Here is a 21,654-nt window from a genome sequence, read left to right as displayed (position 1 = left end):
TTCCCGCCACTTTCCCGCAAGATCAGAAATCGTCCCGCTCGGTCGCCGACTGCCGGACGGAGTCTACAATCATGGCCTTCAACCGCTCGTATTTTATCTTGCCGTTTTCGTTGCGCGGCAGCTCCCGCGGGATTTCCAGCAGTCTGGTCGGCAGATACCACTGGGTCATGTCGCGCTCGGTGAGGATGGCGACGAGTTCCGCCAGCGTCGGGCACCGGTCCCCGGCGGCCACCACCACGACACACGAGCGCTCGTAGCCCCGCTCGTCCTCGTAGCCGACCAGCACGGCCTCCCGCACACCCGGATGGCGCAGGATCTCCCGTTCCACCTCGGCCACCGGGACCATGAACGTCGCGCCGATCCGCCGGCTCGCCCGGCCGACGAAGCGGATACCGCCCCGCCCGTCGTCACGGACCAGGTCTCCGGTGTCCAGCCACCCGTCGTCGTGCCGCCAGGTCTCGTACAGCGGCTCGCCCGAGCCCGGCTGCGCGAACCCGACGCACAGGGAGGCGCCCCGGACCAGGAGCCGGCACACGCCCGTGCCGCCGGGGGCCGGGCGCAGCCGCATCTCCAGACCGGGCAGGGGCGACCCGTCGCTCTTGGCGGCCCAGTCGCACGGGTCGTCCTCGCGGGTCCTGAAGCCCATGCCCACCTCGGTCATCCCCCAGCACGAACGCACCGGGACGTTCAGATCGTCGTGGATCCCCCGGGCGAGAGCGGGCGACACCGGGGCGGCGCCGGTCATCACGAAACGCAGCGAGGGCAGCGAACGGGGGCGGCGCCGATGTTCCGTGAGGAGCTGCTGGGCGTAGAACGGGGCCATGAAGGTCTGTGTCACCGACGCGGCCGACAGCAGTTCGAGATAGCCCTCCGGCGTCCAGACGTCCTGGTAGGCGCCGGTGCCCCCGGCCAGGATCGGGCCCCAGACGCAGTACAGCATGCCCGCCGGACCGGTGATGGGGTGCGGCGTGCTGAACACCTCGCGCGCGGCCCAGCCCCGCTCGACCGGGCTCGCGCCGGCGCCGGTGCCCGCGTACAGGGTGTTCTCCGTGTGCAGGACCGCCTTGCGCTCGCCGGTCGTGCCCGAGGTGAACAGCAGCAGCGAGACACGGTCGAGATCGGCGCCGGACGGCAGCCGCGGGGGCGCGGCCTCCCGTTCCTCGTGCGGGGTGCGCAGAAAGTAGTCGCCGAAGTCGATGGCCCAGGGCGGGACCCGGTCCCCGTGGATGACGCTGTGCCGCAGCCAGGGGAGCCGGGCCGAGATCTGCTCCAGCGCGGCCCCGCAGTCGTAGCCGTCCCAGGTGTCGACCACGATGCACACCTGGGCCCGGGCGGCCTCCAGCATGCGTTCCAGCTCCAGGGCGCGGAGCGTGGGCAGCAGCGGCACGGCGATCGCGCCGGTCCAGCAGCAGGCGAGCGTCAGGGCCGCCGCCTCCCACCAGTTGGGCAGCTGGAACGCGACCCGGCTGCCCCGGCGCACACCCAGCGATCTCAGGGCGGCGCTGAATCTGCGCACGTAGCGGACCAGTTCGCCGTAGCGCACGGTCGTGGTGCGGCCCTCGTGCGCGCTGTGCGCGACGATCGCCGGGTCGTCGGGGCGTTCGGCCGCCACCCGCAGCAGGTCGTGCAGGATGGAGGTGTCCCGCCACCACCCCTGCTCGCGGAACCGCCCGGCGATGTCGTCGGGTATCCGGAGATCGAAGGCGGTCTCCGCGAACGAGGGCCACCCGGCGGCGGGCTCCGTCATGAACGGAGTTCGGCTCGCGGTGCCGAGATGATCTCGGGGGCCGGGTCGGCGACATCGCGCACATAGTCGATGCCCCACGACTCCCGCTGGAGGAAGTGCAGCCGCAGGGTGCTGACGGCGACGACCTGCTCGACGATCTTCCCCTGCTCCAGCCGTACGGTGTGCTGCTCGATGCTCGTGCCGCGCTCACCGGTGGCCTCATGGCCGAAATAGGGCCCCGTGTTGTGCCAGTGCAGCGCGAACCGGAAGGCCGCACGGGTGCCGTCGGCGCTGTAGAACTCGTCGTGCAGGACCGACCGGATACCGGGGTGGGCGACATGGATCGCCTGGCAGAACTTCAGCAGGAAGCCCACGCCCTTCACCCCCCAGGCCGAGGGCGTGTACAGGGTGACGTCCGGGGAGTACAGCTCCTCGATGGCCGCCCAGTCCTGCTCGCCGAGCGCGGTGATGTACCGCTGGATGACAGTCTTTTCCGACATTCCTGGCTCCTTCTGGGGGAACGGGTGGTGCGGGTGGGGCAAGTGGGACAGGTGGTGCGGGTGGGACAGGCAGGGCAGGTGGTACGGGCGTCCGAGTGACACGGCGGGGCTGGGACGGGGACGGGACGGGAGATCAGGACTCCACGGTCTGCGGTGCGTCGGCCCCGACCTGCGGCTCCGGGTTCTGCGCCGCTTCCGGCCGCTTCTCGTGGGCCGGCAGCAGCAGCGCCAGGAGCGCCGCGACGACAGCCGTCGCCACCGTCCAGAACAGGCTGTACCGCACGGCGTCGGTGAGTCCCTCGGCGTACACCGACTCCGCGAGCCGGCCGGCCTGCCGGCGTACTTCCTCCGGTACGCCCTCGGCGGCGAGGCGGCTCTGGAGCAGCGCTCCGACCGCCGCCGCCCCGAGCACGGCACCGATCTGGCGGAACGTGGTGAACATGCCTGAGGAGACACCGATCAGCCGGGGCGGGATCTCCTGCATGGCGAGGGTGCTGGTGGGCGCGAACACCAGGCCCATACCGATACCGAAGACGATCTGGCCGGGCACGATCGCCCACGCGCTGGAGTTCGCGTCGGCCATGATCGCCATCAGCGCGATTCCCGCTCCGAAGATCATCAGCCCGGGGACCAGGATGATCCGGCCGCCCACCTTGCCGACCGCGTTGCCCGCCACCGGCGCCACGAACAGGGAGACCAGCGGCCCCGGCGCCAGCGCGAGACCGGCCTGCGCCGCGGACAGCCCGAGCGCGGACTGGAGATACAGGGTGAGCGGGAGCAGCACACCGATGGAGCAGAACAGCAGCAGCGCCGCCAGCGTGGCGGAGACGGTGAACTTGCGGATCCGGAACAGCTCGAAGGGAACCAGCGGGCGGCGGTCCTGACGGCCCCTCTGGTGCAGGGCGAAGAGCCCCAGCAGCAGGATGCCGAGGACCAGTACGAGGGGAATGCTGAGGAACGATTCGATGGTGCCCCAGTCGTAGCGCTCGCCCTCGATCAGCGCGTACACGATCAGCGAGAGCCCCGCGGTGGACAGCAGGGCACCCGGCAGGTCGAGCGTGGCCGACTGCCCGGACCGGACATCGGGCACCAGGAGGACCGCGCCCAGCAGGGCCAGCGCCCCGATCGGCACGTTGATGTAGAAGATCCACCGCCAGTCGAGCTGCGAGACCAGCAGGCCACCGACGGTGGGACCGGCCACGGTCGCCAGGCCCGCGACCGCGGACCACACACCGAAGGCCGCACCCCGGCGCTCGGCCGGGAACACCGCGCTGATCAGGGCCAGTGTCTGCGGCATCATCACCGCGGCACCCAGGCCCTGGACGGCCCGGGCGGCGATCATCTGCTCCGGGGTGTCCACCATGCCGCACACCGCGGAGGCCACGGTGAAGACCGCGAGCCCGGCGGTGAAGGTCCGCTGTGGCCCGAACCGGTCACCGAGCCGTCCCGACAGCAGGAGCAGGGCCGCGAACACCAGCATGTAGGCGTTCGCGAACCACAGGATGTCGTCGAGCGACGCACCCAGTCCGGCCGCCATCTCGGGGATGGCGATGGTGACGATCGTCGTGTCCAGCAGCGTCATGAAGAAGCTCGCGCAGAGCACCGCCAGGACCAGCCAAGGGTTTGTCTGCCTTGCTCTCCGTACGTCCTTGCCCATTCCCGTCGCCCCTCGTCCGAAGTCGCCGAGCCGTATGTCACGGGCTCTCACCCACGACCGACGCAGCCGGGCGCGGAACTGTGACATGGGGGCGGAGACGGGCGACGGCCCGCCGTGCGGCGAGGGGGCGCGCGGGCGGGTGCCCCGGTTCCGGTGAGCCGGATGTTCCCCGTTCACGGAACTCTCTACGGTTGTCCCTCTACGGTGGTCCCCGGACAGGTCCGCGGGGTCATGGCCGGGTGAAGGGGTACGTGTGGAAACCGAGTTGGCGGCGCTCGCCGCGTCGGGGGCGACGGCACTGGTCGGGCTGCTGGTGTCGGACGCGTACGAGCGGGCCAAGGGCAGACTGGGCCGGTTCCTCGGGCGGGGTGCCCCGGACACGGCGGCCGAGGACGAGGTGCGGGCGGCGCGCGAGGAGCTGAGCGCGGGTGGCGCCGGCACCCCGGCGCTGGTCGAGACGCGGCTGCGGCACCGGCTGGAAGGCGTCTTCCAGGACGACCCCGGCGCGGCGCGGGAACTGGCGCGGCTGCTGTCCGAGGTGGCGCCGGAGACCTCCCGCACCTTTGTCAGCCTGGTCGGCGGCGGCGTGTACCACGGCCCGGTCTTCCAGGGTTCGGCCATCCACGGCGGCATCACCTTCCAGGTCGCGGCGCCCCCGCCGTCCGCGCCGGGGCTGCCGTCCCCGCGCCCCGACCAAGTACCCACGGTCACCGTCCCGTTCAGCAACCGCACGGCCGAGCTGGCGCTCCTGGACGACACCCTCGCCCCGCGCGCCGAGGGCTCCGCGGCCGTCGCCGTCGACGTACTGGACGGCCTCCCCGGAGTCGGCAAGACGACCATGGCGTGGCACTGGGCACAACGGGCCCGCGACCGCTTCCCGGACGGGCAGCTGTACGTCGATTTCGCCGCCCTGCGCGACCGGTGCACCCCGGTCACCGGACCGGGCGCGGACGTCTCCGAAGCCCTCGCCATGTGCCTGCGGTCCCTGCCGGGCGGCGGGGCCGGCATCCCCGACTCGCTCGCCGAACGCACCAACCTCTACCGGTCGCGCACGGCCGAGCTGCGCATCCTGCTCGTCCTGGACGACGTGAACCAGGCCGCCCAGGTGCGGGCACTGATCCCCAAGGGGCCCGGCAGCGTCGTCCTGGCCACCAGCCAGGGCAGGCTCGGCGAGCTGAGCCTCGGCGGGGCCAGGCTGATCTCCGTCGGACCGCTGGACGCGCACGGCGGGCTGGCGCTGCTGAGCGACCGGTGCCGGCCGGGGGCGGTCGAGGACGAGCCGGAGGCGGCGCGGCGGCTCGTGGAACTGTGCGGCGGCCTGCCGGTCGCGCTCCAGATCGTGGCCGCCCGGCTGGCCGCCGACGACGGCACGACCATGGCGGAACTGGCCGCCGAACTGGATGACGAGACCGGCCGGATGGCCGGACTGACCCTGGACGAGGAGGGACCCTCGGTGTCCGCGGTCCTGGATTCCGCCTACCGTCTCCTGCCGCCCGACGCCGCCCGGCTCTACCGGCTGCTCGGCTGGCTGCCGTTCGGCGTCTTCGACCTCGGCGTGGCCGCGGTCGCCTCGCACACCGACCCGCCGGGTGCCCGGCGGACGGTTCGGGCACTGGCCCGGGCCAGCCTCGTGGAGAGCATCGGCGGCGGTCGGTACCGCATGCACGATCTCGTACGTCTGCACGCCCGCGAACGGGCGCTCGCCCAGGAGCCGGAGGGCGAGCAGACGGCGCTGATCCGGCGGGTCGGCACGCACTACCTCGCCCTGACCGCACTCGCCGACCGCGCGCTGCGCAAGGAGCGGCTGCGCGTCGCCGACCTCACCGACCTGCTGAGCGAGGCCGACGACCCGTTCGCCACGCCCGGCGGACCCCCGCCGCTCGCCTGGCTGGACACCGAGCACCTGGCCGTCCTGGCGGTCCTGCGGGCCGCCGCCCACCATGGTCTGCACACCCTGACCTGGCAGTTGTCCGAGTCCTTCGCGGTCCTGTTCCTGTACCACCGCTACCTCGGCACCTGGCGGGAAGCGCTGGAACTGGGCGCGCGGGCCGCCGCGTCGGCGGCCTCCGCGGCCGGTACGGCGGGCGAGTTCGCCGAGGCGTCCGCCGGTGAGGCCCGGCTGCGCAGCCTGCTGTCACGCCCGCTGCTCGACCTCGGCGAGGACGAACGCGCCCGGACCGAACTGGACCGGGCCGCCGCGCTCGCCGAGGTCACCGACCGGCTGGATCTGCGCGCCTCCGTCCAGGAGTTCCTCGGCCGGTACTGGGACCGGCACGACGCGTCCCGCGCGGTCGAGGCGTACCGGCGCTCCCTCGACCTCAACGAGCGCGCCGGGGAAACCCGTGGCGCGGCCCTCGCCACCTTCTTCCTCGGACGCGCGCTGGACGCCCGGGGCGATCACGAGGAGGCCCTGGTCCTGCTGCGCCGCGCCCACCGGGACCTGATGAACCGTGCGGAACCCGACCGGCGGATGGCCGCACGGGTCCAGGCGGCCATCGGTGTCACGCACGGCCACCTCGGCGCCTTTGAGGACGCGATCCGTGAACTGCGCGAGGCCATCACGGTCCTCGGCGCGGAAGCGCCCGGAATGCAGTACGAGGCACAGGCCCAGGAGGATCTCGCGGGCATCGCGCAACGGGCGGGCGGCCCTGCGGAACTGGTGCGGGGCAGCCTGGAACGGGCCGCCGAGATCTACGAGTCGTTCGGCGACCGGCGAGCGGAGGAGGTACGCCGACGGCTGGCGGAGCTGGGTGGGTGAGGGGACGCGGTCAGCCGGCCGGCGGGGAGGGACGAAGACGCAGGACGACGTCCTCCTCCCGTACGTCCCCGATCCGCAGCGTCACCCAACTGCCGTCGCTGCCGCCCGTACCGCCGCCCGTACCGTCGTACATATGGCCGTGCGTGCCGCCGCCCATCGTCAGGCCCGCGCGCAGACAGGCGTAGACCGCCGCGGCGAGCAGGCTCGGGTCCGGCGCCGGGCCGGTGGCGCTCGCCTCCACCACGCGGCCGTCCCTGAGCCCCACCAGACAGCCGCCCCCGAGGACCGCCGAAGCCGCGAGCAGGCTGCCGGGGAGCCGCCGGAGCGTGTCCTCGATCCACCGCAGCGCCCCGACCGACGTGCCCGCGACCGAACCCCGCACGACGACCGAGGCGCTCTCGGTCAGCCGGAGGTCGCGTTCGTCGTCGGTGCAGGCGAGATGCGCGAAGCGGGTCGCGGACTCCGGGGCGGCCGGGCCGTACGCGGTGACGGCCGCCGGGACACGGCGCACGGTGACGGCCACATCCGGGCCCGCGCCGCCGGAGTCCGTACCGCCGATGTCCGTGGTGACCTGCCAGGCGGTGACCGGCGCGGCGGGCGGTGCCGGTACCGGCAGCAGGTGGGGAGCGGGGGAGGGCGAGGCCGGCTCCGGGAGCTTCAGCAGGTGATACAGGGCCGTGCGGAGCCGTGCCGACGCCTGCCCGGGGTCCGCGAAGGCCCGCGCGGCGACCGCCGCGTACCGCTCGGGTGTGTGCGCGTCCATGACGTCCTCCACCTGTTGGCGAAGGTCGCCGTGCGGGTCGAGCCGGGGCGCGGCGGCGGCCAGCTCCCGCACCGCAGTCCCGGGCACGGCGTCCTCGCCGAACGCGCCCAGCAGCAGCGGGGTCCCGGCCGCCGCGCCGTACAGCGTCACCGAGCCGTGATCGCCGATGACGAGGTCCGCGGCGACGAGCGCGGCGCGCCAGGCGTGGACGGTCGGCATCAGCAGCAGTCCCGCCTCCAGGGCGGCTGCCTGGAGCGTGCGGATCTGCCACTCCCCGTGGGCCGACCACACATTGGGGTGGACGATCGCGCCGACGCGGTACTCGTCACCGGGAAGCCGGGCGAGCAGACGCGGGAGCAGGTCCGGATGCCTCCCCAGCAGGGATGTGGGCCCCCACGTCGAACTGACCACGACCAGACGCTGGTGATCCGCCACGCCGAGGGCCTCCCGGTACCGCCCGCGCCGCGTCCGGCTTCCGACCAGTTCGTCGAAGCAGGGGTCGCCGACCAGCAGGGTGCGCCCGGCGGCCTTCGGATGGGTGGCCAGCAATTGCTCTTCCTGCGCCGGATGGGAGATCGCCAGCCAGGCGCGTCCGGTTTCCAGCAGTGCGTCCGGTACGACCCCGGAGAGCCGGGTGCCCGGCCCGCGTGAGTCGGGGACCAGCTTCTGGAAGCCGATGCCGTGCGGCAGCACCAGTACCGGGCAGTCGCCCTCCGGCACGTCGATGTTCTCGCTGGCGGTGAGGATGAGGTCGGGGGAGAGGTCCGCGAGCTGTTCCCAAGGGGCGACCCGGCAGCCGGAGCCGTGCAGGAGATCGAGGACACCGGCGCTGAACGCGGAGGTGGGGTCGTGGGCGAAGACGACGTGCACGCGGGCGTCGTCGCGCAGGAGGGACGGCAACGATTCCAGGGCCCGGACCGTCGAGGTGACCGTACGCGCGGCCACCACGAGGGTCCGCTCGCCGTGCAGGGTGTTCCAACGGCGGGCGTCCCGCCCCGCGGGCACGGGCAGCGGGCGGCTACCGAACACGGCCAGCGGCTCCAACGAACCGGAATACCCCACCGATCAGCGGTTCGCGGCAACGGTGCTTGTATCGCATCTCAAGCCGACCGGCAATCCTTTGTGTGGCTCTCGACTGGCTTCGGGCAGGCAGGCCGACACCTGCGGCCTCGTACACGATATCGAAACCGAGCCGGACCCGTCCGGCCCGTCCGGCCCGTCCCGCCTCCGCCGCCCCTCACTTCGCCGCCCCTCACTTCGCCTCCGCATAGCACTCCACCACCGCCGTACTGAACGGAAACCGCACCGGCGTCCCCCCGAACGTCAGCCGCGCCGCCAGCTCCGAGGACTCGTGGATCGCCTGGACGACTCTCCCGGTCTCCTCCGCCGGGCAGTGCACGATCACCTCGTCGTGCTGGAAGAACACCAGCTCGGCGGCGAGCCCGGAGCAGGCGCGGCGCAGGGCGGCCAGGAGCAGCAGGGTCCAGTCGGCGCCACTGCCCTGGACGACGAAGTTACGGGTGAAACGGCCGCGGGCGCGGGAGTTGCGGGACGCGTACCCCGGTACCCAGTCCTGGCCCCCGCCCCCGCCGTTCCCCCTGCCGCCGCCGCCGCCGCCGTTGCGCTCGCCGCCGTCCTCCTCGTCGTCCTGGGGGATTCCGGCCTCGTCCCCGATGTCGTCCGGTGACGTCCCGGCCACCGGTGGGCAGGTCCGGCCCAGCCAGGTCCGCACCAGCCGCCCCTCCTCCCCGGCGCGGGCCGCGTCGTCGACGTAGGCCACGGCTCTCGGGAAGCGGCGCCGGAGCGCGGCGAGGTTCTTGAGGCCGTCACCGGAGGTCTGGCCGTAGATCGCGCCGAGGACGGCGATCTTGGCCTCGTCGCGGTCGCCGGAGAAGGCGCGCTCGGAGACGGACTGGTAGAGGTCGGTCGGACGGGCCGCCACCTCCATCAGACCGGGGTCCCGGGAGATCGCCGCCAGCACCCTGGGCTCCATCTGGTCGGCGTCCGCGACCACCAGCCGCCAGCCGGGGTCGGCGACCACGGCCCGCCGGATGACCTTCGGGATCTGGAGCCCGCCCCCGCCGTTGGTGGCCCAGCGTCCGGTCACCGTGCCCCCTGCCAGGAACTCCGGCCGGAACCGCCCCTCCCGCACCCAGTCCTGCAACCAGGACCAGCCGTGGGCGACCCAGAGGCGGTACAGCTTCTTGTACTCCACCAGTGGTTTCACCGCCGGGTGGTCGATGCTCTCGATCTCCCAGCGGCGCGTCGACGTGATCTTGATGCCCGCGCGCGCGAACGCCTTGATCACCTCCGCGGGCAGATCCGGCCGCACCCGCCGCCCGAACGCCGCCGACACCTCGTCCGCCAGCTCCGCGAGGCGACGCGGCTCGCCCCCGCCCGCGTACCGCTCGCCCAGCAGTTCGTGCAGCACCTCGCGGTGGACGTCCGGGCGCCAGGGCAGCCCCGACCGGTTCATCTCCGCCGCCACCAGCATCCCGGCCGACTCGGCGGCGGTCAGCAGCCGCATCCGGTCCGGGTGCTCCGCCCGCTCGTGCCGGCGCTGCTGCTCGGCGTACACCGCGAGGAGATCGGCGAGCGGGACCCGCGCCGTCTGCGGCTCGAACAGCGGGGACTGGGAGCCCGGTTCGGCCGGGCGCACGGGCGGATCCGGCGGCACCGGACCGCGGTGCAGCCGGGCCAGGGCGGCGGCGGCCGAGCGGGGCTCCCCGTACCGCCCCTCATGGCCGAGCAGCAGCGTCTCGGCGGCCTCGATGTCGTAGCACCGCTCCACTCGCACCCCCGCGGCGAGCAGCCTCGGATACAGCTCGGCGGTGGACCGCCACACCCACCGCACGACCTCGGGCCGCGCCCGCACGGCCTCCACCGCGTCCGCCTCCCGGCGCACCGGCCCGCCGGGCAGCCCGTCCGGGCCGAGGGGGGCGACCTCCACACCGCCCCCCTCGACCGGAGCGAGTGCCCAGCGATCGACCATGCTGCGAGTGTGCCAGCCGGGTCTGACAATGCCCGGAACGACCGTGATGCCCGGACGCCGGCCGATCGGCCGACCAACCGTCCGGTCGCGCTCAGCCCTCCTGCTGGGCCCTGCGCTTTCCGCGCGGTCTACGGCTTCGTGTGGTCCGCCAGTGCCTTCGCCACGTACCCCTCGACCCCGGCCTTGGTGATGCCGAGGCCGGACAGCACGCCGTCGCCGTTCTCGTACTCCAGGAGGGCGAGGAGGATGTGCTCGGTGCCGATGTAGTCGTGGCCGAGGCGCAGCGCCTCGCGGAAGGTGAGTTCGAGGACCTTCTTGGACGTCGCGGTGTACGGGATCAGGTCCGGGACCTCATCGGCGGCCGGCGGCAGCGCGGCGGTCGCGGCCTGGCGCACGACGTCGAGCAGCACGCCCTGCTCGACGATCGCCTTGGCGGCGAGCCCGTCCGGTTCGGAGAGCAGGCCGAGGACCAGGTGCTCGGGGCGCCCCTCGGCGTTGCGGGCGGCCTGGGCCTCGTTGTGGGCGGCCATGACGGTGTTCCGCGCGCGTGGCGTGTAGCGGCCGAAGCCCTGGCCCGGGTCGAGATCCGCGGACTCCTTGGGCACGAACCGCTTCTGCGCGGCCTGCCGCGTGACGCCCATGCTCGTGCCGATGTCCGTCCAGGAGGCACCCGAACGCCGGGCCTGGTCCACGAAGTGCCCGATCAGATGATCGGCGACGTCGCCCAGGTGCTCCCCGGCGAGCACGGCGTCCTGGAGCTGATCGAGGGGCTCCGAGTGGACCTTCTTGATGGACGCGATGAGGTCGTCGAGACGTACGGATGAGGCGATGGGGTTCGTTGTCATGTGTCAACCGTAGGTTGCATCTCCCGGCACTGTCAACCGATGGTTGACAGGTGTGCGCCGGTCACCGGCCGGTGCCGCCGGCACCCATGACACGATCGAACATGTGAGTACGTCCCCGCCCACCCCTGTCGATCGCGCCCTGGCCGCCCTCTACGCCTCCGACGACGGCACGGCCCTCGACACCGCCGCCTCCCTCCTCGCGTCCGACCCCGCCTCGGACGCGGAACTCGACCGGCGCGGCCGGGAGTTCGTCGCGGCTGCCTGGCGGCGCGGCTGGCAGCCCGCCGACATCCTGCGGGTCGTACGCCGTGAACTGGACGACGTACACATCCGCCTCGCCGCCGCCCTCATCCGCGCGCAGGCCCCCGACGACCGCCCGCGCGGACCTCGCTGGACGGCCCAGCTGGAGGCGCTGCCCGCCGAGCCCCCGCCCCGCGCGGACCGCTTCTCGCACGCCACGGCCGTACTGGAGCTGTACCGCCTGCTGCTGCGTCTGCCCTCCCTGGAGCCGCTCGACGAGCCCGCGCCCGGGGCGGGCGACCCGCGCACGCCGGAGTCCCGCATGCTCACCCGCACCCTCACGCGCATCCGCGCCCTGCTCGCCAAGGCCGAGGCCACCGGCTTTCCCGAGGAGGCCGAGGCGCTCAGCGCGAAGGCGCAGGAGTTGATGGCCCGGCACAGCGTCGACGCGGCGCTACTGGCCTCGCGGGCGCCCGCGCCGGACGCGCCCGGCGCCATCCGGATCGGGGTCGAGCCGCCGTACGAGCAGGCCAAGGCCGTACTGCTGGACGCGGTCGCCACCGCCAACCACTGCCGCGCGGTGTGGAACGAGCCCTTCGGCTTCTCCACGGTCGTCGGATTCGAGGCCGACCTCACGGCCGTCGAACTGCTCCACACCTCGCTCCTCGTCCAGGCCAACACCGCGATGACCAGGGCGGAAGCCGAGCAGCGCAAGGGCGGGCGCAAGCGCACCAAGACCTTCCGGCAGTCCTTCCTCGCCGCCTACGCCCACCGCATCGGCGCCCGCCTCGCCGCGGCGGCCGAGACCCCGGTGAGCGACGATCTGCTGCCGGTTCTCGCCTCCCGCGCGGTGGCCGTCGTCGACGCGGCGGACCGGATGTTCCCGGAGGCCACCACGACCCGGCTGCGCGGCATCACCGACGCGGCCGGCTGGACCCAGGGCGCCGAAGCCGCCGACCGCGCGGAGGTCGCCACCCGACCCCGACTTCCACCCCGCTGAAGCCGGCCGAGAACCCGAAAACCGGAGAGCCCGGACAACCGGAGAACGCGAGACCTCAGTCTCCCGCCTGCTGGAACGCGCTCACCGACGCCTCGGGCGCCCCGCCCGCCGCCGCGACCGGCCCGTAGGACCACGGAAGCCCCGCCCCTTGGTCGCCGCCCGGCAGGCTGACCCGCAGTTGGTCGGCGTCGACGCCCTCCCCGCGCACGTAGGTGAGGGTGAAGGTCGCCGTCACATTCTCGGCGAGTGTCAGTTGCTGCGCGGTGGCGGCCTCGTCGGCCGGTACGTCCACGGAGGTGTCCCCGCCCTCCAGGCGCACGCCGGGGAAGCCGTCCAGTACACATTCCTCGCCGCGATTGGTGAGATTGACCGGCACGTTTCCGGTGTCCCCGGCGACCGGGGCCTCCGCGGCCGGACCGGCCTCGACCGTCAGATCCCCGATCGCGCACGCGCCGGGCGCCGCCACTGTCCCGGCCCCGGCATCGCCGTCGCTGTCGTCCCCACCCCCACAGGCCCCCAGCAGCAGAGTGCCCGCGAGGGCGAGGACGGTGAACGGAAGCGGACGCGGACGCATGTACGGGATCCCCACGGGTGGCCTGACGATGATCTGCCAGGAGCTTACGCCGGCCGAACGAGCGGACCGGGGCACTGAGAACGACCGCCCGCCAAGGGCTCGCGGCGGAGCGCAGGCGACCGGAACCGCTGCTCGCACCGCCCCCGAAAAAACCCGACGAGCCGGGGAACTCGAAGAACACCCCCGCCCGTTGATCCATCAGCCGCCCGGCGAAGTCACCGCCCCGGACCCGCCGTCGGCAGCCCCGAAGGCAGCTTCCCGCCCTCCGCCTTGGTGTACGTCTCGGTGCCGAGCGTGCCCTCCCAGGTCACGTCGAGCGTCGTGGCGGACACGGAGTCCACCGTGCCCGACGCCCGCTCGTCGCCGCCCCCGGTGCACTTGAGGCTGATCACCCGCTCGCCGTCCGCCTCACCGGCGGTCCCGCTGCACACGCTCCCGCCGGTCGCGAACACGGCCGCCCGCGCCCCCGTGACGATCAGGGCCACCACCTTGCCGTCACCGGAGCCGGTGACCCAACTCCCCTCCAGATCACCGGCGACGGCCGGTGAATCACCGGACGCACCCCCGGCGTTCGCGCTCGCGCCCGTCGAAGGGGAGGGCGCGGGCGAGGACGTCGGACTCGCGGAGTCGTCCTCCCCGCCACCACCCCCGCACGCGGTCAGCGCGAGCGCTCCCACCAGCCCCACAGCCAGGACCACGCACCGCATCCGCAGGCCGCGCCCTGCATCACCCGCGTACGTCGCCGAAGTCACTGCAAGCCCCCAGGAGCCGATCGGACGCTAAGACCAGCAGCAAGCTACCAGCCCGTAACGCCACCGAAGGAGGCCCGAAAGAGGCGCATCAGGCCACATCCCCACCCCGCCGGCAACCCCTCACCTGGGGGGATGTTAATGGGAATCGTTTTCAGTAAGATGGGGGCATGACACACAACGAACTCCGCCCGGTGGTCAGGCTCCGGTCCACGGCCGGCACCGGCTACACCTACGTCACCCGCAAGAACCGCCGCAGCGACCCGGACCGTATGACCCTGCGCAAGTACGACCCCGTCGCCGGCCGCCACGTCGACTTCCGAGAGGAGCGCTGAGCCGGAGCATGCGCCAGGGAATCCACCCGCCCTACGGCCCTGTCGCCTCTTGTGGCCGGGCCGCAGGCCACGCCTTTCTCGCCCGCTCCACCATGACCGGCGAGAAGACCGCCCTCTGGGAGGCCGGCACCGCCCGCGTCCTGGACACCGCGGGCCGCGTCGAGCGCTTCGAACGCCGCTACGGAAGGCGGGGCTAGGCCGGTGCCCGACCTCTCCGTCGTGATCGTCGGCGGGCTGCACGCCGATGCCCGCAGGGCAACGGTGGCCCGGCTGCTCGCCGACGTCCCCGGCAGCGTCGTACTCCACCACGACCTCACCACGGCCCCGGCCGGCATTGTCGTTCGGACCGTCTCGGACGCCACCGGAGTCCTCGCCACGGGTGAGACACCGCTGGTCGACGACTGCGCGTGCTGCGCGCTGCGCGAGGACCTGGTGCCCGAGCTGGAGCGGCTCGGGCGCGGCGGCCTCACCCCGCTCGCGATCGTCGAGCTGTGGGACTCCGTCGAGCCCAGGGCGATGGCCCAGGTGATCGTGTCCGGCGGGCTGCGGCTCACCGGCGTGATCACCGCCGTCGATCCGGCCCTGCTGCTGCCGTACCTCGCCAACGGCGACGACCTCGCCGAGTGCGGTCTCGCCGCCGCCACCACCGACCGGCGCACGGTCGCCGACACCTTCGCCCGTCAGCTGGAGTACGCACCCGTCCTCGCCGTCGCCGACTCCCCGGAGGCCGACGACCAGGACCACGAACTGCTGGCCCAGCTGCACCCGACAGCCCGTAGGGTCCCGATCGGCCACGCCGACCTGACGGGCACTTCGGCAACGGGAGTTCCGGCCCCGGAGACCCCGATCCCCTCCGCGCCCACCCCCTCCGCGCCCACCCCCTCCACCCCCCTGTCCACCGCCGCCCGAGCCGGTTTCGACATCGAGGCCGCCGCCGCGGCCCAGCACCCGGCGTGTGCGCTGCTGCCCGCCGAGGCGGACGCGCACGGCGTACGCACTTTCGTCTGGCACCAGAGACGCCCCTTCCACCCCGAGCGGCTGTACGCGGCGCTGGAGGCACTGACCTGCGCCGCCCTGCGCAGCCGGGGCCGGTTCTGGCTCGCCGACAAGCCGGACACACTGCTGCACTGGGACGCGGCGGGCGGCGCGCTCTGTGTCGAGACGGCCGGCCCATGGCTGGCCTCACTGCCGGACGCGGCCTGGGAACTGGTACCGCCGATACGCCGGGTCGCCGCCGCACTCGACTGGCACCCCGAGCACGGTGACCGCTGCCAGCGCCTGGCGTTCACATCCCCCGGCCTGGAGCGGGACGGGCTGGAGCGGCTGCTGGAATCCTGCCTCCTGACCGACGCCGAGTACGCCGCCGGGCGGGACGCCTGGAAGCGCCTGCCGCCCGTCTTCGACACCTTCCTGGGGGTCTGACCGCTCCTGGTCCGCCCCCTCCTGGCCTGGGAACCCGATAGGTAGGACATCCCCTACGCTTGACTCGTAGGGGATCTCCTACCTATCGTCGACCGCATGGACAACACCACGAGCACCACATACATCACCCACGCCTCGTTCATCACGCTCCCGGTCACCGACCAGGACCGTGCCCTGCGCTTCTACCGGGACGTCCTCGGGTTCGAGGTCACCGCCGATCTCCAGATGCCTCCCGGCCGCTGGGTCCAGGTCGCCCCGCGCGGCGCGCAGACCGTGTTCACGCTCTCGGGCCCCGGCATGGGCGGTTTCGAGCCCGGCTCGACCCGGGGGATCATGTTGGTCACGACCGATGTCGACGCCGACTGCGCGCGTCTCGCCGAGGCGGGTGTCACCGTGCAGGGGCCAAAGGAGCAGCCGTGGGGCCGGATGGCCGCCTTCCACGATCCCGACGGCAACGCGCTGATGCTCCTGACGGAGACGGAGAAGGAAGGTTTCTGATCACGCCATGACCGCAACCGGGTCCGGGACGGGCGCCTCCGCCGCATCCCCGATGTCCACCGCCGCCGCACCCGCCCCCGCCGCCGCGCCCACCCCCACCGACCACGTCTTCGCCGCCCTCGCCAACGCCACCCGGCGCGAGGTGCTGCGGCTGCTGCGTGAGGGTGGGCCGCAGTCCGTCCAGGCGCTGGCCGATCACTTCGCCATGCGCCGGCCGAGCCTCTCGGAGCACCTGAAGGTACTCAGGGAGGCCGGCCTGGTCTCCGAGCAGCGCTCCGGCAGACGGCGTATCTACCGCCTGGAGGCGGCCCCGCTGGCCGACGTACAGGACTGGCTCCATCCGTACGAGCGGTTCTGGCGCGAACGGCTGACCGGCCTCGGCGCGCTGCTCGACCGGATGCCCGACGATGAGCCGACATGAGCACCGACTTCCCGGACGAGTCCGCCGATGACCTCACCACCATCCGCGTCGACCACTTCTTCCCGCATCCGCCGGGCAAGGTCTGGCGTGCGCTGACCGAACCCGCGCTGCTCGCGCAGTGGCAGATGCCAGGTGCCGAGGACTTCCGCCTGGCGGTCGGCCATCGCTACCGGATGACTTCCGTGCCCCGGCCGGGCACCCGATTCTCGGGCGAGGTCGATGTCAGTGTGCTCGCCTACGACATTGAACGGATGCTTCGAGTCCGCTGGGCCGACGCCGGAACGAGCAACACCGTTGACTGGACCCTCACATGGACATTGGAACAGGAAGGGCGGGGAACGCGTCTGTTCCTAGTGCACGAGGGATTCGACCCCGATGACCCGGCACAGCTGATGGCACGGAAGATCATGGACGGCGGGTGGAGATCGCATGTCATGCGGACTCTGGGGCAGACGCTGGACCGGATGGAACGACTTCCGTGAAACGTCGGTGAAAACGAATGGATCGGCCCGGGTGAATCGGTAATGCTGGTAATGCTGTGGCGGCTGAGGTAAAGCGGCCGTCAAAGCTGTAATCATGAGAACACCCCGCGTGCACGTGCATCTGCCAGTGCATTCGTTCATGCATCCGCAGGTGAACAGGGTTATGATCCGGCACAGTTGACCGATGCATCAATGGCCACACCAGCCAGTGCACCACCGGGGAGCGACCTGTGGACCACGACGTGTACGACGGTGACGTGTACGAAGGTGACCGGCACGGCGGAGTTCCCGCCCCCGGCGTGTACAACGGCATGACCGCCGCGAAGTTGAGCGGAGTGGCATGGCAGAAGAGCCGTCACAGCAATTCCCAAGGTTCTTGTGTGGAGTTCGCCCGACTGCCCGGCGGCAGGGTGGCGGTACGCAACTCGAACTTCCCGGAGGGCCCCGCCCTCGTCTATACGCGCGCGGAGATCGAGGCCATGCTGCTCGGCATCAAGGACGGCGAGTTCGACCATCTGATAGCGGGCTGAGGCGCGGCCCGACGACGGCGCCCGAAGGCGGCGTACCGGAGCGGGTCGCGCGATGTGGTCCGTACCAGCCGGTAACGCGCGTAGAACCGCGGCGCCCTGGAGTGCCGCGGTACGTCAACCGCTCTCGCCCAGGCGGAACATCGCCCAGACCACCTTGCCGGGCAGTGATCCGGCCAGGGGGTGCCAGCCCCAGCTGTCGCTGAAGGAGTCCACCAGGAACAGCCCACGGCCGGATTCCGCCGCGAAGTCCTCGGTGTCCCGGGTGACGGGCGTGTCCGCGCTGGGGTCGCGCACCCCGCACACCAGCCGGCCGGTCCAGCGCATCAACTGGAGCCGCACGGGCTGCTGCTCGTGCCCGGCCGGACAGTGTTCGGCCGGGCAGGGGTCGGGGTGCGGCAGCGCGTGGCGCAGCGCGTTGGTGACGAGTTCCGAGACCACCAGGCATATGTCGTCGAACCGGTCGTCGGCGTCCCAGCGGCCCAGCGTCGAGCGGGTGAACCCGCGTGCCTCGCGCACCGCTTCGTAGCGGGCGGGCAGCGCACAGGAGGCGGCGTCGGACGCGGCCGAGGGATCCAGCGGCGGAAGGCCCTGCCGTAACGGCTTGAGCATGGTCGATCCATTCGTCCCCATGCGAGGCACTCCCGGGAATTCGCGGTCGTTGCGATGCAGCGGTGGCGCGAGACCATGGTTTCGGATGCGTACATCAGATGCAAGGGCAGATGCACGTGCACGCGACCGAATTGGACCCTCCCGTACCGCTTGTTGGTCATTTTTTCCGTCAGCTTTGCGCCAGCTGTGGGCGTTGAGTGCCCATGAAGCGAAGCGGAATGTTTGGCTTCTTTCCGTCTCTGTAACCGGACGAGTACTGCTCGAAGTGCTTTAGTGGCAGACTGCGGGCCCTGAAGACGGTTGGGAGGCGGCGAACGTGAGCGCGGGAGAGCCCGGATCGGTGGTGCGACGCATGCTGCTCGGCTCGCAACTCAGGCGACTGCGCGAGGCGCGCGGCATCACGCGCGAAGCGGCGGGGTACCACATCCGCGCCTCGGAGTCGAAGATCAGCCGGATGGAACTGGGCCGGGTGAGTTTCAAGACCAGGGACGTGGAGGACCTGCTGACGTTGTACGGCATCACGGACGAGACGGAGCGGGCCTCCCTGGTCTCCCTGGCCCGCGAGGCCAATGTGGCCGGCTGGTGGCACAGCTACTCCGACGTCCTGCCGAGCTGGTTCCCCACCTATGTGGGCCTGGAGGGCGCGGCCTCCCTCATCCGCGCCTATGAGGTGCAGTTCGTGCACGGTCTGCTCCAGACCGAGGCGTACGCCCGCGCGGTGGTCCGGCGCGGCATGAAGGGCGCGAGCGAGGCGGACGTCGAGCGGCGGGTCGCCCTGCGGCTGGAGCGCCAGAAGCATCTCGTCGCCGAGGACGCCCCGGACTTCCACATCGTCCTGGACGAGGCCGCGCTGCGCCGCCCCTACGGTGACCGCGAGGTGATGCGCGGACAGCTCCAGCATCTGATCGAGATCTCCGAGCGGCCCCACGTACGGCTCCAGATCATGCCGTTCGGCTTCGGCGGCCACTCCGGTGAGTCCGGTGCCTTCACCCTGCTCAGCTTCCCCGAGTCCGATCTGTCGGACGTGGTCTATCTGGAGCAGCTCACCAGCGCCCTCTATCTCGACAAGCCCGAAGATGTCACTCAGTACGAGACCGCTCTCAAGGAGTTGCAGACCGACAGTCCGGGCCCCGCCGAGAGCCGGGATCTTCTTCGGGGACTACTCCAACTCTCCTGAAACACAAGTACGATGACGTGCGATCAGAGCATCAGGTTTTCCGGATGGGTCTCGGACGGCTCTCGGTGGCTGTCAGCGCGGCGCGACGGACGGCCGACCGCTTCGACCACGCCGGCCGCCACGCCGGCGGCTTCCACTGCGCGAGCGGCAGGGATTGAGGGATCGCATGTCGTCGTACTTCACCGATCTGGCCCAGCAGTACATCGACGGTGAGTGGCGGCCGGGGACCGGCGCCTGGGACATCATCGATGTCAATCCGTACGACGGCGACAAGCTCGCCTCGATCACCATAGCCGCGGCCGACGAGATAGATCAGGCCTACCGCGCGGCCGAACGCGTCCAGCGCGCGTGGGCCGCCACCAACGCCTTCGCCCGGCGGGCCGTGATGGAGAGAGCGCTGCGGCTGGTCGAGGAGCGCGAGGCGGAGATAGCCGAGGTGATCATCGCCGAGCTGGGCGGCACCCGTCTGAAGGCCGGCTTCGAACTGCACCTCGCCAAGGAGTTCCTGCGCGAGTCGATCGGCCTGACGACCACCGAGGAGGGCCGGCTGATCCCCTCGCCCGTCGAGGGCAAGGAGAACCGCCTCTACCGCGTCCCGGTCGGTGTCGTCGGTGTCGTCAGCCCCTTCAACTTCCCCTTCCTGCTCTCCCTGAAGTCCGTCGCCCCGGCGCTCGCCCTCGGCAACGGCGTGGTGATCAAGCCCCATCAGGACACCCCGGTCTGTGGCGGCACCCTGGTGGCGAAGATCTTCGAGGACGCGGGCCTGCCGCCCGGCCTGCTGAACGTCGTGATCACCGACATCGCCGAGGTCGGCGACGCCTTCATCGAACACCCCGTGCCCAAGGTGATCTCCTTCACCGGCTCCGACAAGGTCGGCCGGCATGTCGCCACGGTCTGCGCGGGCCTGTTCAAGCGCGTGATCCTCGAACTCGGCGGCAACAGCGCGCTGGTGGTCCTCGAAGACGCCGACATCGACTACGCGGTCGACGCGGCCGTCTTCAGCCGGTACGTCCATCAGGGTCAGGTCTGCATGGCCGCCAACCGGATCCTGGTGGACCGGGCCGTCGCCGCCGAGTTCACCGAGAAGTTCGTCACCAAGGTCAGGTCCCTCAAGACCGGCGACCCGCGCGACCCGGAGACCGTCATCGGCCCGGTGATCAACGCCTCCCAGGCGGAGCTGATCTCCGCGACGGTGGACCAGGCGCTGGCCGACGGCGCGACGGCACTGCTGCGCGGGACGGCCCGCGACAACCTGATCGAGCCATCGGTCCTCACGGACGTACCGGCTGATTCCCCCCTTCTGCGGCAGGAGATTTTCGGCCCGGTCGCCTTCCTCGTCCCCTTCGACGGCGAGGAGGAGGCGATCCGGCTGGTGAACGACACCCCCTACGGCCTCAGCGGCGCCGTCCACACCGCCGACCCGGAGCGGGGGGTGCGCTTCGCGCGGCGCATCGACACCGGCATGTTCCACGTCAACGACGGGACGGTCCACGACGAGCCACTGGTCCCGTTCGGTGGCGAGAAGAACTCGGGCGTGGGGCGGCTGAACGGAGAGACGACGGTGGACGCCTTCACCTCGTTGAAGTGGATCTCGGTGCAGCGGGGGCGGAGCGGCTTCCCGTTCTAGCAAACGGTTCCGGGGGTTCGGGAGTTCCCCTTCCGGGGTGTCGGAGCGTTGCGGACAGCATCTGACCTCAACGCTCCGTAGCGTCGTCCTTGTCAGCGGGACGGAGCAGGGCGGAGCGGAGCCCTGGACGGACGATCCGGGAAGGCGGGACGGTCATGGTCACTCATGTGCGGGCCGAGGCGGCGGGAGACGAGCGCGGGGCGCTGCTGTCCTTCATCGAGGAGCAGCGCGGCGGCATCCGCCGCTCGGTGCTGGGACTCACCGAGGAACAGGCGGGCGCCCGTCCGAGTGCGAGCGAGCTGTCGCTGTCCGGGCTGCTCAAGCATGTCGCCGAGGTCGAGCAGAGCTGGGTCGCCCGCGCCAAGGGCGAGCCGCCGGCGGTGGCGCGGGACGCGTCGAACTGGCAGGAGAGTTTCCGTCTCGTCGCGGGCGAGACCGTCGAGTCCCAGCTCGCGTACGGGGAGAAGGTCGCCGTCGGGACGGAGGCGTACGTCCGCGCGGTCCCCAGCCTCGACGACACCTTCGCGCTGCCGGACGAACCCTGGTTCCCGCCGGAGGGGCGGGTCTCCGTGCGCTGGCTGTGCCTGCACCTGATCCGCGAGATCGGCCGCCACGCGGGCCACGCGGACATCATCCGCGAGTCGCTGGGCGGCAGGACGGCGTTCGAGCTGGTGGCGCTGGAGCGCGGGGAGCCCTGGGGCTGACGGGCCCGACCGGTCACCGACGGGGGTTGCCCGGCATCGCCCGCA

General features: G+C 71.9%; 21 protein-coding genes. 12 read left to right on the top strand and 9 right to left on the bottom strand.

Translation table 11 applies throughout. The features are described 5' to 3' along the window. Window positions 1–22: 22 nt before the first annotated feature. The 3 genes from ACFXAZ_RS11805 to ACFXAZ_RS11795 form a co-directional block, all read right to left on the bottom strand. Window positions 23–1,747 (bottom strand): AMP-binding protein, encoded by a 1,725-nt coding sequence (locus ACFXAZ_RS11805; RefSeq protein ID WP_384588117.1) that lies wholly within the window; start codon window positions 1,745–1,747, stop codon window positions 23–25. Beyond that, window positions 1,744–2,226, bottom strand: a complete 483-nt coding sequence (locus tag ACFXAZ_RS11800) for a nuclear transport factor 2 family protein (protein ID WP_384588114.1) — start codon at window positions 2,224–2,226, stop codon at window positions 1,744–1,746. The genes ACFXAZ_RS11805 and ACFXAZ_RS11800 overlap by 4 nt, the downstream gene beginning before the upstream one ends. 133 nt (window positions 2,227–2,359) lie before the next feature. Further along, complete coding sequence (locus ACFXAZ_RS11795) at window positions 2,360–3,883, bottom strand: MFS transporter (RefSeq protein WP_384588111.1); 1,524 nt, start codon at window positions 3,881–3,883, stop codon at window positions 2,360–2,362. Between the two features lie 253 nt (window positions 3,884–4,136). On the opposite strand from ACFXAZ_RS11795, the gene ACFXAZ_RS11790 reads away from it, so the two are divergent. Then, window positions 4,137–6,641: an ATP-binding protein gene (locus ACFXAZ_RS11790; RefSeq protein WP_384588108.1), complete on the top strand. Its 2,505-nt coding sequence runs from the start codon at window positions 4,137–4,139 to the stop codon at window positions 6,639–6,641. 10 nt (window positions 6,642–6,651) lie between these two features. On the opposite strand, the gene ACFXAZ_RS11785 is transcribed toward ACFXAZ_RS11790, so the two are convergent. The 3 genes from ACFXAZ_RS11785 to ACFXAZ_RS11775 all read right to left on the bottom strand — a co-directional run bounded on the left by ACFXAZ_RS11785 (window position 6,652) and on the right by ACFXAZ_RS11775 (window position 11,241). Continuing rightward, window positions 6,652–8,439 carry a hypothetical protein gene (locus ACFXAZ_RS11785; protein ID WP_384588388.1) on the bottom strand — a complete coding sequence of 596 codons (1,788 nt, stop codon included), beginning with the start codon at window positions 8,437–8,439 and terminating at the stop codon, window positions 6,652–6,654. A gap of 217 nt (window positions 8,440–8,656) precedes the next feature. Then, window positions 8,657–10,396 carry a bifunctional 3'-5' exonuclease/DNA polymerase gene (locus ACFXAZ_RS11780; protein ID WP_384588105.1) on the bottom strand — a complete coding sequence of 580 codons (1,740 nt, stop codon included), beginning with the start codon at window positions 10,394–10,396 and terminating at the stop codon, window positions 8,657–8,659. 128 nt (window positions 10,397–10,524) lie between these two features. Next, window positions 10,525–11,241, bottom strand: coding sequence for a Clp protease N-terminal domain-containing protein (locus tag ACFXAZ_RS11775; protein WP_384588102.1), 717 nt, complete (start codon window positions 11,239–11,241; stop codon window positions 10,525–10,527). Between the two features lie 103 nt (window positions 11,242–11,344). Here ACFXAZ_RS11775 and ACFXAZ_RS11770 point away from each other — a divergent pair, with 103 nt between their 5' ends. Further along, a complete protein-coding gene (locus ACFXAZ_RS11770) occupies window positions 11,345–12,481 on the top strand; it encodes a DUF2786 domain-containing protein (protein ID WP_384588099.1) in 1,137 nt (378 codons plus the stop codon). Window positions 12,482–12,536: 55 nt separating this feature from the next. Here ACFXAZ_RS11770 and ACFXAZ_RS11765 read toward each other — a convergent pair whose 3' ends face one another. Beyond that, window positions 12,537–13,055, bottom strand: a complete 519-nt coding sequence (locus tag ACFXAZ_RS11765) for a DUF4232 domain-containing protein (RefSeq protein ID WP_384588096.1) — start codon at window positions 13,053–13,055, stop codon at window positions 12,537–12,539. A gap of 215 nt (window positions 13,056–13,270) precedes the next feature. Next, window positions 13,271–13,762 carry a hypothetical protein gene (locus ACFXAZ_RS11760; protein WP_384588385.1) on the bottom strand — a complete coding sequence of 164 codons (492 nt, stop codon included), beginning with the start codon at window positions 13,760–13,762 and terminating at the stop codon, window positions 13,271–13,273. 212 nt (window positions 13,763–13,974) lie between these two features. Here ACFXAZ_RS11760 and rpmG point away from each other — a divergent pair, with 212 nt between their 5' ends. The 7 genes from rpmG to ACFXAZ_RS11725 all read left to right on the top strand — a co-directional run bounded on the left by rpmG (window position 13,975) and on the right by ACFXAZ_RS11725 (window position 17,492). Next, complete coding sequence (rpmG, locus tag ACFXAZ_RS11755) at window positions 13,975–14,139, top strand: 50S ribosomal protein L33 (protein WP_384588093.1); 165 nt, start codon at window positions 13,975–13,977, stop codon at window positions 14,137–14,139. Between the two features lie 8 nt (window positions 14,140–14,147). Continuing rightward, a complete protein-coding gene (locus tag ACFXAZ_RS11750) occupies window positions 14,148–14,336 on the top strand; it encodes a 50S ribosomal protein L31 (protein ID WP_384588090.1) in 189 nt (62 codons plus the stop codon). Between the two features lie 4 nt (window positions 14,337–14,340). Next, window positions 14,341–15,561 carry a CobW family GTP-binding protein gene (locus ACFXAZ_RS11745; protein WP_384588087.1) on the top strand — a complete coding sequence of 407 codons (1,221 nt, stop codon included), beginning with the start codon at window positions 14,341–14,343 and terminating at the stop codon, window positions 15,559–15,561. 96 nt (window positions 15,562–15,657) lie between these two features. Beyond that, complete coding sequence (locus tag ACFXAZ_RS11740) at window positions 15,658–16,059, top strand: VOC family protein (protein WP_384588084.1); 402 nt, start codon at window positions 15,658–15,660, stop codon at window positions 16,057–16,059. 52 nt (window positions 16,060–16,111) lie between these two features. Further along, window positions 16,112–16,480 carry an ArsR/SmtB family transcription factor gene (locus ACFXAZ_RS11735; protein WP_384588382.1) on the top strand — a complete coding sequence of 123 codons (369 nt, stop codon included), beginning with the start codon at window positions 16,112–16,114 and terminating at the stop codon, window positions 16,478–16,480. After that, window positions 16,477–16,962, top strand: a complete 486-nt coding sequence (locus ACFXAZ_RS11730; protein ID WP_384588081.1) for an SRPBCC domain-containing protein — start codon at window positions 16,477–16,479, stop codon at window positions 16,960–16,962. The genes ACFXAZ_RS11735 and ACFXAZ_RS11730 overlap by 4 nt, the downstream gene beginning before the upstream one ends. 230 nt (window positions 16,963–17,192) lie before the next feature. Next, window positions 17,193–17,492 (top strand): DUF397 domain-containing protein, encoded by a 300-nt coding sequence (locus tag ACFXAZ_RS11725; protein WP_382681010.1) that lies wholly within the window; start codon window positions 17,193–17,195, stop codon window positions 17,490–17,492. A 114-nt stretch (window positions 17,493–17,606) separates the two neighbouring features. On the opposite strand, the gene ACFXAZ_RS11720 is transcribed toward ACFXAZ_RS11725, so the two are convergent. Next, window positions 17,607–18,122: an ATP-binding protein gene (locus tag ACFXAZ_RS11720; RefSeq protein ID WP_384588078.1), complete on the bottom strand. Its 516-nt coding sequence runs from the start codon at window positions 18,120–18,122 to the stop codon at window positions 17,607–17,609. A gap of 331 nt (window positions 18,123–18,453) precedes the next feature. On the opposite strand from ACFXAZ_RS11720, the gene ACFXAZ_RS11715 reads away from it, so the two are divergent. From ACFXAZ_RS11715 to ACFXAZ_RS11705, 3 genes are all read left to right on the top strand, one after another. Further along, on the top strand, window positions 18,454–19,278 hold the full coding sequence (locus ACFXAZ_RS11715; RefSeq protein WP_382681114.1) for a helix-turn-helix domain-containing protein: 825 nt from the start codon (window positions 18,454–18,456) through the stop codon (window positions 19,276–19,278). A 166-nt stretch (window positions 19,279–19,444) separates the two neighbouring features. Beyond that, window positions 19,445–20,905 carry an aldehyde dehydrogenase family protein gene (locus ACFXAZ_RS11710; RefSeq protein WP_384588075.1) on the top strand — a complete coding sequence of 487 codons (1,461 nt, stop codon included), beginning with the start codon at window positions 19,445–19,447 and terminating at the stop codon, window positions 20,903–20,905. A gap of 155 nt (window positions 20,906–21,060) precedes the next feature. Next, the gene (locus tag ACFXAZ_RS11705) at window positions 21,061–21,609 is read left to right on the top strand and encodes a DinB family protein (protein ID WP_384588072.1); all 549 of its coding nucleotides are present in this window, start codon (window positions 21,061–21,063) and stop codon (window positions 21,607–21,609) included. Window positions 21,610–21,654: the final 45 nt, after the last annotated feature.

The organism is Streptomyces sp. NPDC059477 (assembly GCF_042749375.1).
Lineage (GTDB): Bacteria > Actinomycetota > Actinomycetes > Streptomycetales > Streptomycetaceae > Streptomyces.
Note: the sequence above shows the minus strand (reverse complement) of the source record. Positions and strands in the feature narration are given on the sequence as shown.

Bases quoted from the DNA above. Each gene is read 5' to 3' on its own strand.
- ACFXAZ_RS11805 (WP_384588117.1), bottom strand. From the start codon at position 1,747: ATGACGGAGCCCGCCGCCGGGTGGCCCTCGTTCGCGGAGACCGCCTTC.
- ACFXAZ_RS11800 (WP_384588114.1), bottom strand. From the start codon at position 2,226: ATGTCGGAAAAGACTGTCATCCAGCGGTACATCACCGCGCTCGGCGAG.
- ACFXAZ_RS11795 (WP_384588111.1), bottom strand. From the start codon at position 3,883: ATGGGCAAGGACGTACGGAGAGCAAGGCAGACAAACCCTTGGCTGGTC.
- ACFXAZ_RS11780 (WP_384588105.1), bottom strand. From the start codon at position 10,396: ATGGTCGATCGCTGGGCACTCGCTCCGGTCGAGGGGGGCGGTGTGGAG.
- ACFXAZ_RS11775 (WP_384588102.1), bottom strand. From the start codon at position 11,241: ATGACAACGAACCCCATCGCCTCATCCGTACGTCTCGACGACCTCATC.
- ACFXAZ_RS11765 (WP_384588096.1), bottom strand. From the start codon at position 13,055: ATGCGTCCGCGTCCGCTTCCGTTCACCGTCCTCGCCCTCGCGGGCACT.
- ACFXAZ_RS11760 (WP_384588385.1), bottom strand. From the start codon at position 13,762: ATGCGGTGCGTGGTCCTGGCTGTGGGGCTGGTGGGAGCGCTCGCGCTG.
- rpmG (WP_384588093.1), top strand. From the start codon at position 13,975: ATGACACACAACGAACTCCGCCCGGTGGTCAGGCTCCGGTCCACGGCC.
- ACFXAZ_RS11750 (WP_384588090.1), top strand. From the start codon at position 14,148: ATGCGCCAGGGAATCCACCCGCCCTACGGCCCTGTCGCCTCTTGTGGC.
- ACFXAZ_RS11740 (WP_384588084.1), top strand. From the start codon at position 15,658: ATGGACAACACCACGAGCACCACATACATCACCCACGCCTCGTTCATC.
- ACFXAZ_RS11735 (WP_384588382.1), top strand. From the start codon at position 16,112: ATGTCCACCGCCGCCGCACCCGCCCCCGCCGCCGCGCCCACCCCCACC.
- ACFXAZ_RS11730 (WP_384588081.1), top strand. From the start codon at position 16,477: ATGAGCACCGACTTCCCGGACGAGTCCGCCGATGACCTCACCACCATC.
- ACFXAZ_RS11720 (WP_384588078.1), bottom strand. From the start codon at position 18,122: ATGGGGACGAATGGATCGACCATGCTCAAGCCGTTACGGCAGGGCCTT.
- ACFXAZ_RS11715 (WP_382681114.1), top strand. From the start codon at position 18,454: ATGCTGCTCGGCTCGCAACTCAGGCGACTGCGCGAGGCGCGCGGCATC.
- ACFXAZ_RS11710 (WP_384588075.1), top strand. From the start codon at position 19,445: ATGTCGTCGTACTTCACCGATCTGGCCCAGCAGTACATCGACGGTGAG.
- ACFXAZ_RS11705 (WP_384588072.1), top strand. From the start codon at position 21,061: ATGGTCACTCATGTGCGGGCCGAGGCGGCGGGAGACGAGCGCGGGGCG.